The 13,443-nt window shown below is 64.1% G+C and carries 14 protein-coding genes, 1 tRNA gene and 1 other RNA gene; 4 read left to right on the forward strand and 12 right to left on the reverse strand.

The window, feature by feature from the left end; all coding sequences use genetic code 11:
- Nucleotides 1–42 precede the first annotated feature (42 nt).
- The 4 genes from KDC96_RS07335 to KDC96_RS07350 all read right to left on the reverse strand — a co-directional run bounded on the left by KDC96_RS07335 (nucleotide 43) and on the right by KDC96_RS07350 (nucleotide 1,417).
- Nucleotides 43–273, reverse strand: a complete 231-nt coding sequence (locus tag KDC96_RS07335) for a hypothetical protein (protein ID WP_212451919.1) — start codon at nucleotides 271–273, stop codon at nucleotides 43–45.
- 1 nt (nucleotide 274) lies between these two features.
- A complete protein-coding gene (locus tag KDC96_RS07340; RefSeq protein WP_212451922.1) occupies nucleotides 275–469 on the reverse strand; it encodes a hypothetical protein in 195 nt (64 codons plus the stop codon).
- A gap of 73 nt (nucleotides 470–542) precedes the next feature.
- Complete coding sequence (locus KDC96_RS07345) at nucleotides 543–797, reverse strand: cold-shock protein (protein ID WP_212451924.1); 255 nt, start codon at nucleotides 795–797, stop codon at nucleotides 543–545.
- A 534-nt stretch (nucleotides 798–1,331) separates the two neighbouring features.
- Nucleotides 1,332–1,417, reverse strand: a tRNA-Tyr gene (locus KDC96_RS07350).
- A gap of 138 nt (nucleotides 1,418–1,555) precedes the next feature.
- Here KDC96_RS07350 and rlmB point away from each other — a divergent pair.
- Complete coding sequence (gene rlmB, locus KDC96_RS07355; protein ID WP_212451927.1) at nucleotides 1,556–2,368, forward strand: 23S rRNA (guanosine(2251)-2'-O)-methyltransferase RlmB; 813 nt, start codon at nucleotides 1,556–1,558, stop codon at nucleotides 2,366–2,368.
- A gap of 24 nt (nucleotides 2,369–2,392) precedes the next feature.
- Nucleotides 2,393–3,277, forward strand: a complete 885-nt coding sequence (locus KDC96_RS07360; protein ID WP_212451928.1) for a hypothetical protein — start codon at nucleotides 2,393–2,395, stop codon at nucleotides 3,275–3,277.
- 100 nt (nucleotides 3,278–3,377) lie between these two features.
- On the opposite strand, the gene KDC96_RS07365 is transcribed toward KDC96_RS07360, so the two are convergent.
- Both KDC96_RS07365 and lon read right to left on the reverse strand, forming a co-directional pair.
- A complete protein-coding gene (locus tag KDC96_RS07365) occupies nucleotides 3,378–3,650 on the reverse strand; it encodes an HU family DNA-binding protein (protein WP_212451930.1) in 273 nt (90 codons plus the stop codon).
- 244 nt (nucleotides 3,651–3,894) lie between these two features.
- Complete coding sequence (gene lon / locus KDC96_RS07370) at nucleotides 3,895–6,303, reverse strand: endopeptidase La (RefSeq protein ID WP_212451932.1); 2,409 nt, start codon at nucleotides 6,301–6,303, stop codon at nucleotides 3,895–3,897.
- Nucleotides 6,304–6,550: 247 nt separating this feature from the next.
- Between lon and KDC96_RS07375 the strand changes: the two genes are divergently transcribed.
- Together KDC96_RS07375 and KDC96_RS07380 are read left to right on the forward strand one after the other, a co-directional pair.
- On the forward strand, nucleotides 6,551–7,129 hold the full coding sequence (locus KDC96_RS07375) for a hypothetical protein (protein WP_212451934.1): 579 nt from the start codon (nucleotides 6,551–6,553) through the stop codon (nucleotides 7,127–7,129).
- A 51-nt stretch (nucleotides 7,130–7,180) separates the two neighbouring features.
- Nucleotides 7,181–7,684, forward strand: coding sequence for a peptidoglycan-binding protein (locus KDC96_RS07380; protein WP_212451937.1), 504 nt, complete (start codon nucleotides 7,181–7,183; stop codon nucleotides 7,682–7,684).
- A gap of 36 nt (nucleotides 7,685–7,720) precedes the next feature.
- Here KDC96_RS07380 and KDC96_RS07385 read toward each other — a convergent pair whose 3' ends face one another.
- The 6 genes from KDC96_RS07385 to KDC96_RS07410 all read right to left on the reverse strand — a co-directional run bounded on the left by KDC96_RS07385 (nucleotide 7,721) and on the right by KDC96_RS07410 (nucleotide 13,441).
- Complete coding sequence (locus KDC96_RS07385) at nucleotides 7,721–8,062, reverse strand: YbaB/EbfC family nucleoid-associated protein (protein ID WP_212451939.1); 342 nt, start codon at nucleotides 8,060–8,062, stop codon at nucleotides 7,721–7,723.
- A 19-nt stretch (nucleotides 8,063–8,081) separates the two neighbouring features.
- Nucleotides 8,082–9,848 (reverse strand): DNA polymerase III subunit gamma/tau, encoded by a 1,767-nt coding sequence (locus KDC96_RS07390; RefSeq protein ID WP_212451941.1) that lies wholly within the window; start codon nucleotides 9,846–9,848, stop codon nucleotides 8,082–8,084.
- A 57-nt stretch (nucleotides 9,849–9,905) separates the two neighbouring features.
- Nucleotides 9,906–10,000: signal recognition particle sRNA small type (gene ffs, locus KDC96_RS07395), an RNA gene on the reverse strand.
- An 82-nt stretch (nucleotides 10,001–10,082) separates the two neighbouring features.
- Complete coding sequence (locus KDC96_RS07400) at nucleotides 10,083–10,361, reverse strand: ETC complex I subunit (protein ID WP_212451943.1); 279 nt, start codon at nucleotides 10,359–10,361, stop codon at nucleotides 10,083–10,085.
- A gap of 129 nt (nucleotides 10,362–10,490) precedes the next feature.
- Nucleotides 10,491–12,926, reverse strand: coding sequence for an ATP-dependent helicase HrpB (gene hrpB, locus KDC96_RS07405; RefSeq protein WP_212451945.1), 2,436 nt, complete (start codon nucleotides 12,924–12,926; stop codon nucleotides 10,491–10,493).
- Nucleotides 12,923–13,441 carry a hypothetical protein gene (locus KDC96_RS07410; protein ID WP_212451948.1) on the reverse strand — a complete coding sequence of 173 codons (519 nt, stop codon included), beginning with the start codon at nucleotides 13,439–13,441 and terminating at the stop codon, nucleotides 12,923–12,925. Before KDC96_RS07410 ends, hrpB begins: the two co-directional genes overlap by 4 nt.
- Between the last annotated feature and the right edge of the window lie 2 nt (nucleotides 13,442–13,443).

Below are 13,443 nucleotides of genomic sequence, written 5' to 3' on the forward strand. Positions count from 1 at the left end.
TGCTGAGGCTCCGTCATGGTTTGCGGGACTTCGCGTGGCTATTCACACGCGTGCGGCGCGGCTGCCCTGCTTGCCCGACTGGCGCGCGTGCTCCGCCATCGCGTCGTCCAGCCTTGAATAGGAATAGGGTCCGACGCGGTAAACCATCGAAGCCTCGGCGGTAATCCCGTCGGGAAGCCGCGCCGGTGCATCCGGCCCGAGGGAACCGCCTTCGCTTTCCCACTCGCCGGTGTCGCGCTTGCCGGAGCCTGCCGTGCGCGATGCGCTACTCACGTCATCCATCCCGCCGTACGGCAGGACGTTCGTCTCGGGGCCAGCCCCGGTTGGAGAGGCCATTGGCCTTTCGCCAGCCGGCAATCCGCTCCGCACGGGCACCCAGTTGTTCGGCGGCTTCCGTGCGTTCTTCAGCCGTACCCGACCGATCGGCCTTCATGGCTGCGAGCTGGTGATCGAAGAGAAATTGATTCATCGGCATCGGAAAATCCTTGCTGGAGAAGTGGAGCGGGAGCCGGGAGCACGAAGCTCCCGGCCCTCGGGTGGGGTCAGCCCTGCTGTTGGCGGGCCTGCTCCTTCTGGCTCCGGCCATCGCCCTGCTGGTGCTGCAGGTTTACGGCGCGCTTCTTGCCGCCGTCGACCTCGCTGGTCTCGTAGCCGTAGCGCTGTTCGACCTTGGGTTCCTGGGCCTGCTGTTGCAGATCGGACTTGCCGAAGGGCAGCGCGTCGCCGCCCTTTTCAGGGGTGATCGTTCCCACGCCCTTGTTGCTGTCATAGCTCTTGATCTTGCCAAAATGTGTCATCGGTCATTCCTTCGAACGAAAGTGCAGCGCGCCAGAATGGACCCGGCTGCGACTAGGAGGCGAAACTGAAGGAAAGGGCTTCCGATGAAGGAGGCTGTGACCGTCGATTGCGACTGGTAGCTTACCCTTAAGTGGGTATCGCATTCACCGCTTACAAGGTCGACGGCAGATCATTTGCGCGCCGCACCCACCTCCCGAGCCGCGCATAGTGCGATATCGCAGACTATCTGGCGGCAAGTGGTTGGCAGGGCGTCCGATCGCAACAAGACAGCACGTTGTGACGCTGTCCAATCGCCAGTTTGCGGCGCGGTCTGGAACGAAGCGATCAGCCCCTTCAGCCCGCGACCCGCACCGGATGCAAGCCCCGCCGCCGCGACGCCTGCGAGCTGCGAGAAGAACACGCCGATGTCCCACAGTACATGATCGCGGCCCACCGTTGCGGCGGCGTTAGGCAAGGTGAGCCCAACTCCGGGTCAGCAAGGTCGCGCATGACGAGCAGGACAGGAGTCGATCCGGACTTCGGGAATGGGCAATTGGTGGACAGGGCTGGATTCGAACCAGCGTACGCTTGCGCGGGCAGATTTACAGTCTGCTGCCTTTAACCACTCGGCCACCTGTCCACATCTTGCCATGCAGGAATATGGGGACCCGAACACGGGTCTCCCGCTGCCGAGAGGCGCCCCTTTGGCGAAGCGGCGCTTGCCTGTCAATGGGGCGGCTGGCAGGGGGCTGCTCGAACACCAAAATCGGGACGATACATGGCCAAAGGTGAGAAAAAGCGGGCGTTGCGAGGGCGTGCGGGCCGGATGAAGGGCGGGCGCGGATCGGGCCGAGCCACCGCAGGCCACGTGCGGCTGTGGGGCCGCCATCCGGTCGAAGCGGCACTCATGAATCCGGAACGAAAGCACCGCAAGCTGTGGGCCACGCGCGAAGGCATCGACAGCCTCAATGGCGAACTGCCGCCCGACTTCCCGATCGAATTTGCCGAGGTCACCGATCTCGCCCGGCTGGTCGCCAAGGACGCCCCGCATCAGGGTCTGGTGCTCGAATGCGAACCGCTCGAAGGCCGCTTTCTTGACGAACTCGCCACTGGCGATCCGGCGCATCCGGTGGTGGTGCTCGACCAGGTGACCGATCCGCACAACGTGGGCGCGATCCTGCGCTCTGCAGCGGCGTTCGGGGCCGCGTGCATCGTCACTCAGGATCGCCACGCTCCGCCCGAAAGCGGCGTGCTGGCCAAGTCGGCCTCCGGCGCGCTCGAAACCGTGCCGTGGGTTCGCGTGGTCAACCTCGCCCGTGCACTCGATGAACTGGCCGAGGCGGGATACTGGCGCATCGGGCTGGCCGGCGAAGCCGAGACGACGCTGGCAGAGGCGCTGCCCGCCGGGCCGGTCGCGCTCGTCCTCGGTGCCGAGGGCGAAGGGATGCGCCAGAACATCGCGGCGCATTGCGATGCCCTCGCCCGGCTGCCGATATCCTCGGCGATCGAGAGCCTCAACGTTTCGAATGCCGCCGCGATCGCGCTATATGCCACCGTGACGCGTGAAGGGTCCGACGTAACGTCGATTTAACCGCTTGCTGGGAGCATATCGCCTATGATCGCCAACCACCCCGTCCGCCTCCGCGCCGCCGCCATGCTGGCCGCGCTGTCGTTGCTGCTCACCGGCTGTTTCATATCGCCGGGCAAGTTCACGTCCGAGCTGCAGCTGATGGATCAGGATCGCTTCGCTTTCACCTACGAGGGAGAAATCTTCTTCCTTGGGCTGTCGCGGCTCGCCCAGCTCGGCGCCGCCACCGAAACGTTCGAAGCGAATTGCTGGGACGATGAAACCGGCGAGGATCGCGAATGCACCGCTGCGGAAGTGGCCCAGCAGCGCGCCGACTGGGATGCCGGAGCCGAAGAACGCGCTGCGCGGTCGAAACAGGAGGCCGAGCAGCTTTCCATGATCATGGGCGGGATCGATCCTTCCAATCCCGAAGCGAGCGCTGAACTGGCGCGATTGCTGCTCCGGCAGAAAGGCTGGGACCGGGTCGAGGTCAAGGGCGACGGCGTATTCGACGTGAGCTTTTCGGTCAGCGGGGAGCTGAGCCACGACTTCATGTTTCCGGTGATCGAGGGATTTCCGGTCACAAGCCCGTTTGTTCAGTTGATCCTGCGCGACGGTGACGTCGTGCGCGTCAACGCGCCGGGGTTTGCGGCGCAGAGCGAGGACAATCCCGCTACTGGCATGATGGGCGGTATCGGTGCGCTGGCCGGTCTTGCGGCAATGGACGGCGGTTCTGATACGGGTTCCGGAGCCAACCCGATGCCGAACCTGCCCGTGGTCGAAGGAACCTTCACGATCGTGACGAATGGTTCGATCCTCGCCAACAACACCGACGAAGGACCGATGGCGACGGCCGGCGGTCAGGCGCTCTCCTGGGAAATTTCACCGCGCACCAGGACGGCACCGATGGCGCTGATCGACGTATCGCGCTGATCCGATCGCATTCGGACGTCAGACACGAAAAACCCCGCCGTTCGTGAAGAACGGCGGGGTTTTTCCGTCAGGCGCAAGGCGTTGCGCCGACCGGGGTGTTCTAATTGACCGAATCCTTGAGACCCTTGCCGGCCTTGAATTTCGGCTGGTTGGAGGCCTTGATCGTCATCGGTTCGCCCGTACGCGGGTTGCGACCGGTCGACGCCTTGCGCTTGGCGACCGAGAACGTCCCGAATCCGACCAGCCGAACTTCGTCGCCGCCCGACAGAGCCTTGGTAATCGCATCGAAGACGCCTTCGACCGCGCTCGAAGCGTCGTTCTTGGAAAGGCCAGTCGACGCAGCGACAGCGCCGATCAGATCGTTCTTGTTCATCGTGGGAACCCCCTCATTCTTCTTGGATTGTCCGGTTTCGGTGAATCGCCTCTCCGAAAGCACGCAAATTGAGCCCTTTTTGGAAGGGCTGTCAAAGGTAAAACGCCCGGAAAAGTGCCGTTTTTTGTCAAACGGCAAACAATAGCGACGAGTCGAGCCGTGCCTGCCGGTCCCACCGGACAAAACGGCCCGGACGAATGGTGATACGCGCTGCGAGTCGCAACACACGCTGGCGCATAGCGCATCAATGGGCGGTTGGCACGTCCGTTCCGGAAGCTTTGGGATCACCCGTGGATGCTCCGGGTTGACTGGCGAGATCATCGGCCTCGGTCCATTCGATCGGCACCGGCATTTCGACCAATGCGTGTTCGAGCACCTGATCGACATGGCTGACCGGAACGATCTCGAGCCCTTCCTTCACGTTGTCGGGAATCTCCGCCAGATCCTTCACGTTGTCTTCGGGGATGAGGACAGTCGTGATCCCGCCGCGCAGCGCCGCGAGCAGTTTCTCCTTCAATCCGCCGATCGCCAGCACGCGGCCGCGCAGGGTCACTTCGCCGGTCATCGCGACATCGGGCCTGACAGCGGTTCCCGAAAGCGTCGACACGATCGATGTCACCATCCCTACCCCGGCGCTCGGCCCGTCCTTGGGCACTGCGCCTTCGGGCAGGTGGATGTGGACGTTGCGGCGCTGGAACAGCGAAGGCTTGATCCCGTAGGCCGGCGCGCGCGATTTGACGAAGCTGAACGCCGCGGCGACGCTTTCGTTCATCACTTCGCCGAGCTTGCCGGTGGTCTTGATCTCGCCCTTGCCCGGCGTCGTTACGCTTTCGATCGTCAGCAGTTCGCCGCCGACCTGCGTCCAGGCGAGGCCGGTAACCGCGCCTATCTGCGCTTCGTCTTCGGACATGCCGTGCTTGAACTTGCGCACTCCTGCGAAGTCACCGAGATTCTCCGGCGTGACGCGCACGCTGGTCGTCTCTTTCTCGAGGATCTTGCGCAGGCTCTTGCGGCACAGCCGAGCGATTTCGCGCTCCAGCGTCCGCACCCCGGCTTCGCGGGTGTAGTATCGGATCAGGTCGCGCAGCCCCTCTTCGGTCAGCTCGAACTCGTCCTTCTTCAGCCCATGCTCCTTGATCTGCTTGAGCAGCAGGTGACGCTTCGCGATCTCGACCTTCTCGTCTTCGGTATAGCCTTCGAGCCGGATGATCTCCATCCGGTCGAGCAGCGGCTGCGGCAGGTTGAGGCTGTTCGCGGTGGTCACGAACATGATGCTGCTGAGATCGAGGTCGAGTTCGAGGTAGTGGTCCTGGAACTTGTCGTTCTGTTCCGGGTCGAGCACTTCGAGCAGCGCCGAAGCGGGATCGCCGCGAAAATCCTGGCCGAGCTTGTCGATCTCGTCGAGCAGGAACAGCGGATTGCTGGTGCCGGCCTTTTTCAGGTTGTTGACGATCTTCCCCGGCATCGAGCCGATATAGGTCCGGCGGTGGCCGCGAATCTCGGCTTCGTCGCGCACGCCGCCCAGCGACTGGCGCACGAATTCGCGGCCCGTCGCCTTGGCGATCGACTTGCCGAGCGAGGTCTTGCCGACACCGGGAGGACCGACGAGGCACAGGATCGGCCCCTTCAACTTGTTGGTGCGCGCCTGCACCGCAAGATATTCGATGATGCGGTCCTTGACCTTTTCCAGGCCATAATGATCGGCATCGAGGACAACCTGCGCCTTGGCGATGTCCTTCTTCACCCGCGATTTCTTGCCCCACGGCAGGCCCAGCAGCACGTCGAGATAATTGCGAATGACGGTCGCCTCCGCGCTCATCGGCTGCATCGCCCTGAGCTTCTTGAGCTCGGCGTTGGCCTTGGCCCGCGCTTCCTTGGACAGCTTGGTCTTCTCGATCTTGGCGGTGAGTTCGGCGATCTCGTCGCCCTCTTCGCCGTCCCCCCCGCCGAGCTCGCTCTGGATCGCCTTCAGCTGCTCGTTGAGGTAATATTCGCGCTGGGTCTTTTCCATTTGCCGCTTCACCCGTCCGCGGATCTTGCGTTCGACCTGGAGCACCGACAGTTCGCCTTCCATAAAGGCCATCACAAGTTCGAGCCGCTTGAGCGGATTGCCCTCGGTCAGCAGCGACTGCTTGTCGGAAACCTTGGCATTGATCGCAGCGGCGATCGTGTCACCCAACTGGCCTGCATCGTCGACATCGCTGAGGTCGATATTGGCATCGTCGCCGAGCTTCTTGTTGAGCTTCGCATATTCGCCGAACTGCTGGATCACCTGCCGCATCAGCGCAGTGACCTCGCTGCCTGCGACGGTTTCGGGTTCGATCAGTTCAACTTCGGCCAGCACGTGGTCGCCGTGCTCATGCAGTGCGACGGTCTTCGCGCGGTGCGTGCCTTCGACCAGTACGCGAACCGTCCCGTCCGGCAGCTTCAGCAGCTGCAGCACCTGCGCCACCACGCCGACATCGAAAAGGTCCTCGCTTTCGGGATCGTCGCAGCCCGGATCGAGTTGCGCGAGCAGGAAAATGTCCTTGCTCGCTTCCATCCCGGCTTCGAGCGCCGCGACCGATTTGTCGCGACCGACGAACAACGGCACGACCATGCCGGGAAATACGACGATGTCGCGCAAGGGGAGAAGGGGAAAGTGTTGTGTCATCAGGTAATTTCCGCGGGCACCATTGGGGTGCGCCTTTGGCCATGAATATGGGAAGCGACCCGCTGGCTCGCAATGGGCCGGGTCAGGAAGCTGTGGACGCCCCGGTGCGATAACCGCATTGGTTGCAGGCGCAAGGCCCGCGAGCAAACGACAGTTACGCATCAGCCGAAAACCTGCTATTCCTCCAGCAACAACATCGGTCGCACTTTTGCCAGACACGTCTTTGGCCATGCCGAAGGAGACCGATATGCCACTCGCGCCCGCCGATGCGCTCACCAAGAAATTGAAGTGGGACGACTTCACGCATCTGGACAAGGATCCGCCGAAGCCCGGCGGCACCGCCCAGGCCGCGCTTACCGATGTCGATTATTCGTATACGGCGGCCAAGGTCTGGTCGGACGACGGCAAGAAATACAAGATGAGCCAGAATCCGACCATCACCACCCGGATGCATCCGGATTGCTGGGTGGCCAATTTCGTCTTCGATTTTCCCCAGGCCGAACAGGACGAACTGCTCAAGCATGAGCAGCTCCACTATCAGATCGGGGTGCTGGCCGCGCGCGACTGCGCCGAAGGGTTCAACGCACTCCAGAACAAGGAGTACGACAATACCCAGGATGCGACGGACGAATTCAACGCCCTGTTCGCAACGCTCGACGTGAAAAAGATCCAGCTCAAGTATGACAAGGACACGCACAGCCAGCCGAGAAAGTTCCCGGTGAAACAGAAAGCGTGGGCCACCGCCATCGGCCTTGTCAGCGCGAGCAAGGAAAAGAAGCTGCGACCGACACTCATCGCATCCAGCCTGATCGACGACACGATGTGACGTGAAGGGCACGCACCCCGGAGAGGAATGACAATGTTGAAATCCACACTCTTGTCGCCCAATTCTCGGCTCCAGCAGGCTTCGAACGGCCCGCCGTCGATCCGAAAGCGTCCTCCCGATGACGACAAGGATGCAGTGCAGCGCATCCAGAAAGCGCTCGCAAGTTTCGGGTTCAAGCTGCCCAAATCGTTCCCCAATGGACCCGGTCTCGAACCCGACGGACTCTACGGCCCCGAAACCGAAGGCGCGGTGCGCGATTTCCAGAAGCAGGCGTTTCCGGGGCAATACAGCCAATGGGACGGCCGCTGCGGTCCCAACACGCTCGGCAAGATGGACCAGCGCCTCGTGGATAACCCGGTCAGACCGATCGGGGAGATCGAATGCGTCCCTGCCGGCAGGGGGTCTTCACCGTCCTATTGCCTCGTCAGGGGCCATCCGCCGGTGCTGATCCCTCCTGCGCCACCGGTGCCCTTACCCAGTCTTGCCAAGGCAAGAGGCAAGGTCGGAGCTCCGGTCAGGCGCTTCTATCTCGAAAACGCATGGCCAAAGGGATAGGTTTCCTCGGCGGGGTCGCGTGACTGCTTCCGCACCCTAGCCCATTCCGGGCAGGTTGAACCCCGGCGGCAGGCCCATTCCGCTCTGCATATCCTTCATCTGCTCGGCGGAGACCCGGTCGGCCTTGTCGCGCGCATCGTTGAAGGCGGCGGTGACGAGGTCTTCGACCATCTGCTTTTCTTCGGGCTTCATCAGGCTGTCGTCGATCGATACGCCAAGGATGCGGCCCTTTGCGGTCGCCCGCACCTTGACCAGCCCGCCGCCCGATTGCCCTTCGACTTCCATCGAATCGAGCTTGACCTGCATCTCGTTCATCTGATTCTGGATCGTCTCGGCCGCCTGCTGCGCAGCCTGCAACATTTCTTCCATCGATTTCATCGGGGTATCTCCATCGGGTTTATCGGCCGCCTGATACGCGCGCGACATTGCCGTGCGGCTCGATCAGTTCGGCATCGGGGAAGGCTTCGAACGCGGCCTTGACCAGCGGGTCGGACCGGATGCGGTCGCTCTCCGCTTTGGTTTCGGCATCGGCCTGTTCGCGCAGCGAAGGCTGCGCCGTGCCGGTACCGAGCTCGACCTGCCAGCGCTTGCCGGTCAGCTTGAACAGCGCATCGCGGATATCGGGAGCGGGGTCGTCAGGAAAAGCATCAGCCTGCTCGTAAACCAGCCGCTCGGGCGCGAGTTCGATCACGCGCACCCGGTCGCGCATCATCTGGGCGACGCGCAGCTGCCCGGCCTTGTCGACCTGTTCGACGAGGTCGTTCCAGTCGAGCTGCGATGCGGTGGCGGGCGCGGATCGAGCCACGTCGCCGCTCGACGGCGCAGGCCCCGGCCCTTGAATCGCCAGTTCCTCGATCCGCCGCATCAGCTTGCCGGGATCGGGCATCTCGCTCGCATGCAGTGCGCGCAGCAGCGCCATCTGCGTAGAGACCAGCGGATCGGGCGCCTGTCGCACCTCGTCATGCCCCTTGAGCAGCAATTGCCACAGGCGATGCAACTGGCTCGGGCTGAGCCGCTGCGCAAACTCGCCCAGCGCGGCGCGCTCTTCCTCGCTCGGCGCATCGGGTTCGCCGCCGGAAACCTGCGCGACGGTGATCTTGTGAACCAGGTCCATCAGCGCGCGCATCAGGGCCAACGGCTCCACCCCCAACGCATATTGCTCGTCGATACCGGCCAGCAGCGCTTTCGCATCCGCGTCCAGAATCGTGCTCAGCAATTTGCGTTTGGCGCTCTTGTCGGCGAGGCCCAGCATGTCGCGCACGCGCGCCGCCGTAACCTTGCTGTCCGCATCGAGATCGGCATGCGCGATCGCCTGATCGAGAATCGAAAGCCCGTCGCGGACCGACCCTTCGGCGGCGGCAGCGATGATGGCGAGTGCTTCGTGTTCTGCCTCGACACCTTCCTTTTCGCAGACGTTGCCGAAGTGTTCGGCCAGCAGATCGGCGGGGATCCGGCGCAAATCGAACCGCTGGGTCCGGCTCAGCACCGTCACGGGCAACTTCTCGACCTCGGTCGTGGCGAACAGGAATTTCACATGCGCGGGCGGCTCTTCGAGCGTCTTGAGTAACGCGTTGAAGGCGTTGCGCGACAGCATGTGAACTTCGTCGATGATGTAGATCTTGTACCGCGCCGAGACCGCCGCGTAGCGTACCGCCTCGATGATCTCGCGCACATCGTCGACCCCGGTGTGCGAGGCGGCATCCATCTCGATCACGTCGATATGCTGGCCCTCGGCGATCGCGCGACACGGCTCGCACTGGCCACACGGATCGATCGTCGGACCTCCTTCCCCGTCCGGCCCGACGCAATTCAGCGCCTTCGCGATCAGCCGCGCGGTCGAGGTCTTGCCCACCCCCCGCACCCCGGTCATCAGAAAGGCATGCGCCAGCCGGTCGCGCTCGATCGCGTTGGCGAGCGTGCGCACCATCGGCTCCTGCCCGATCAGCTCGGAAAAGGTCTGCGGGCGATATTTGCGGGCGAGGACGCGGTAGGGCTGGTTTGTGCCAGCTGCCGGAGCCGGCGCTGGCGAAGGCGCAGGTTGAACAGCGGGCGGAGCTGGCGCGGGATCGCCGAACATCGAATTCTGTCCGGCGGCCTCCAGTTCGGCTGCCGTGGGGGCATTCTCGTCATCAGGTTCGGTCAGATCGGGGTCGGAATCGGTCACCCCGTCAAGCTAGGCGCTTGGCGAACGTTTGTCATCGCGATCATCGCAGGATTTGATGGAAAAGGAGCCGAGCGACCCGCCGCAATTCACCTGGGCTGCTTCCTTCCGGACCTGACCCGGTGAGCGAACGCAAACGTCCACCCGGCTCCCGAGGGCGCATATGGCGGCGAGAAATAGAGAATTCAATAGCGCTTTTGTGTCCGGCACGATCAGTCCCGGACACAGCGGCGCTCGCTATTTGAAATTGTCGGCGTAGGCCTGGATCTTGAGCGACTTCGGTGGGGTCGCATGCACGCGGGCCGCAATCCCGTATTTCTCGGCATAGGCCTTGGCAGCGTCCTTGCTGGGGAAGTTCAGCCTGACCTGCGCCTGCGTGTCTCCGCTGCCGGTCCAGCCCATCAACGGATCGGGGCGGCGCGCCTCGCTCTGCTCGAATTCGAGCACCCAGGTGTCGGTCTTGGCCTTGCCCGATTGCATCGCGCTCTTGGGCTGCTGGTAGATTCTCGCGCTCATTTCTTTCTTTTGTCCCTCAAACGCCGGGCGGCGGGCATCCGCCCGCCTTGGCTTTCGCGGCATAAGCCGCGACGGCCGGTCGGCCTTGCGGTCGCTGCGCGGCCGTGTTGCTGCGGCAATAATCGAATCTCACTCTCGATTAAACGCGTTTTTGGTTTTCAGGCTGGGCTTTTCCACCCACGGCTGCTCGGGCCAGCGGTGCTTGGGGTAACGGCCCTTCATGTCCTTCGCGACATCGGCCCAGCTGCCGCGCCAGAAACCGGGCAGGTCGCGGGTCGACTGGATCGGGCGGCCTGCCGGACTGGTCAGCTTCAGCAGCAGGGGTGCGGTGCCGATCATCGGATGGCTGTCGAGGCCGAACAGCGCCTGCACCCGCACCTCGACACTGGGTGCGTCGTCTCCGACGTAGTCAACCGGATGCCGGGTATCGGCGGGCGAGACGAAATGCGTCGGCGCTTCGCGGTCGAACCGCTGCCGCGTCTCCCAGTCAAGCAGCGCCAGCGCGGCTTCGGCAAATCGGTGCGCCGGCAGATCGAGATCGCGGCGGCCGTGCAGCACCGGGGCGAGCCAGAGATCCGGATTGTCCCGCAGCATCTCCGGCGACAGCGCCGAAAGCCCGGCGAAGCGCGCACGCGCCTCGAATCCCGGCGGGAACAGTTCCCCCAGCTTTTCCAGAGCTTTGTCCACCAGCATATCCACAATCGCCTGCGGCTCTGGCCGGGGATCGGGTGCGCTGCTGAGGACGATTGCGCCCAGCCGCTTCTGGCGCCTCGCCTCCACGCGTTTATTCGTGGGATTCCAGTTCAATATCGGTCGTTCTTCAAGCTCGTGCGCAAACAGCTGCGCCACCTGCGCTTCGCTCAATTCGACGCCTGCGGTAATCCGTGCACCCCTTGCCTGACCCTGCGCGTCGCAAATGGCGATCCACTCGGCACGGGCGAGCGCAGAAGCCGGCTCGAGCTGAAATCCGCGACCTCCCGCCGAAAGCCATTGCTCGCCGCTTGAATCGCGCCGCCTTGCAACGAAATCGCAGCGCGCCAGCGCGATGCATTCCGCCGGGCTGGCCTCGCGCTGCACGCCCGTTTTGACAAGTTTGCCGGCCGCCTTCGCCCAGCCCTGCGCGATCCGTCGCGCGCTCGTCGCCCGCTTCGAGCGATCGCCCCGCCACTGGTTGAGACGCTGGGCGAGATCCTCGCTGCGTCCGCCCAGTCCGCGCTCCTGCATCAGCATGACGAGCGCTGCGGTTTCATCCGCGCAACCGGACTGTGCGCCGTAAAGCACAGCGGCGGCCTGATCGGGTGCCATCGGCATGCTCGCCACGGCCTCGCCGAAGGTCGTGATCCTGCCCTCGTCATCGATGGCGCCCAGCCGCTCGAGCGCGGTGCGCGCCGCCGCGATCGAAGCTTGGGGAGGACTGTCCAGCCACGCCAGTTCGCGCGGATCGTTCGTGCCCCACCTCGCAAGCTTGAGCAGCAGCGGTGCGAGATCGGCGGTCTCGATCTCCGGCGCAGCGAATTCGGGTCGCCCGAGATGCCCGCCCTCCTCCCATAGCCGATAGGCGACACCGGGCCCCTGCCGCGCCGCCCGCCCGGCCCGCTGCGTGGCAGCTGCCTGGCTGGCGCGGTGCGTGACGAGATGCGTTGTCCCTGCCGCGCGGTCGAACAGCGCGTTGCGCGCCAACCCGCTGTCGACCACTGCTGCAACTCCGTCGAGCGTCAGCGACGTTTCGGCGATCGCGGTCGCCAGCACGATCCTGCGGCGGCCGTTCGGGTCGCGCCGAATCGCCAGACGCTGGCCCGCCGGTTCGACCTGACCGTGCAGCGGCAGGATCGGCGTGTCGGGCAGGCGCGCTTCGAGCCGCTCGCGGGTGCGCTCGATCTCGCGCACGCCTGGCAGGAAGGTGAGGATATCGCCGTCCCGTTCGCGCCACGCCGTCATCACTCCGGCTGCAACCTGATCTTCGACCGACGCCGACGGATCGCTGCCCAGCCAGCGGATTTCGAGCGGGTGGCTGCGGCCTTCGCTTTCGATCACCCGCGCACCCTCGCCCAGCAAACGGGCAAAGCGGGCACCGTCGATTGTCGCCGACATCACCAGCACGCGAAGATCGCCGCGCAGGACGTTGCGGGTTTCGAGCGCCAGCGCCAGCCCGAGGTCGCTGTCGAGATGCCGCTCGTGCGCCTCGTCGAACAGCACCGCCGAAACATCCGGCAATTCCGGGTCTTCGACCAGCCGGTTCACCAGGATCGCCTCGGTCACGACGAGTATGCGGGTCCGGGCCGAAACCTTGCTGTCGAGCCGGGTCATGTAGCCCACGGTCTCGCCCGGCTTCTCGCCCAGCAATTCGGCCATGCGCTCCGCCGCAGCGCGCGCGGCGACCCGGCGCGGCGAAGTCACGATGATCTGCCCGCTGCACCAATCCTCTCCGAGCAGCGCCGGGGCAACCGCCGTGGTCTTACCTGCGCCGGGAGGGGCGATGAGCACCGCGACACCAGAACGCGACAGAGCGGCGCGCAAAGCCGGCAGAACGGCGTTGATCGGGAGGTCAGTCAGTGCAGACTTCATCTCTCGGGCGGGACATCGAGTATCGCGGCAAACTCGGCCTCGAGAGCAGCCAGCGTGGCGCCATGGTTGCGCCACTCATCGCCTGGCAGGGCGATTGCGATGGCAGCCATGGCGCGGGCCTCATCAGGTTCCAGCGGCGACAAGCGCCTTGCATCGAGGGCAGCTACTGTTCTGGCGTAGTCATATTGGAGCTGTTCGAGCGTAAAGAAGCCCGAATACCGCCCGAACGAAAGGAAATGACGCAGGGTTCGTCCGACCACCCTGTTGGGATGCCTCGCACTTGGAACGGTCATGACAATCGGACTAGAATCGAGCGGCGTACCGTCCATCCGCAAATAGCCGAAATGCACGCCGTCTCCGCCGGTGCCTGCAAAGGTCAGGCAATTGCGCGGCGTCGCATCGTAGCCGGGTGGCTGGAGGCGCACTGTGAACAGCAGGCCCAGACGCTCGGCCACATTGGGGATGTTGGCAAGTATCGCCTTGAGCGTCGCGAGATCGCCCGGCTCGTCCACCATCC

The organism is Erythrobacter sp. JK5 (genome assembly GCF_018205975.1).
Taxonomy (GTDB): domain Bacteria; phylum Pseudomonadota; class Alphaproteobacteria; order Sphingomonadales; family Sphingomonadaceae; genus Erythrobacter.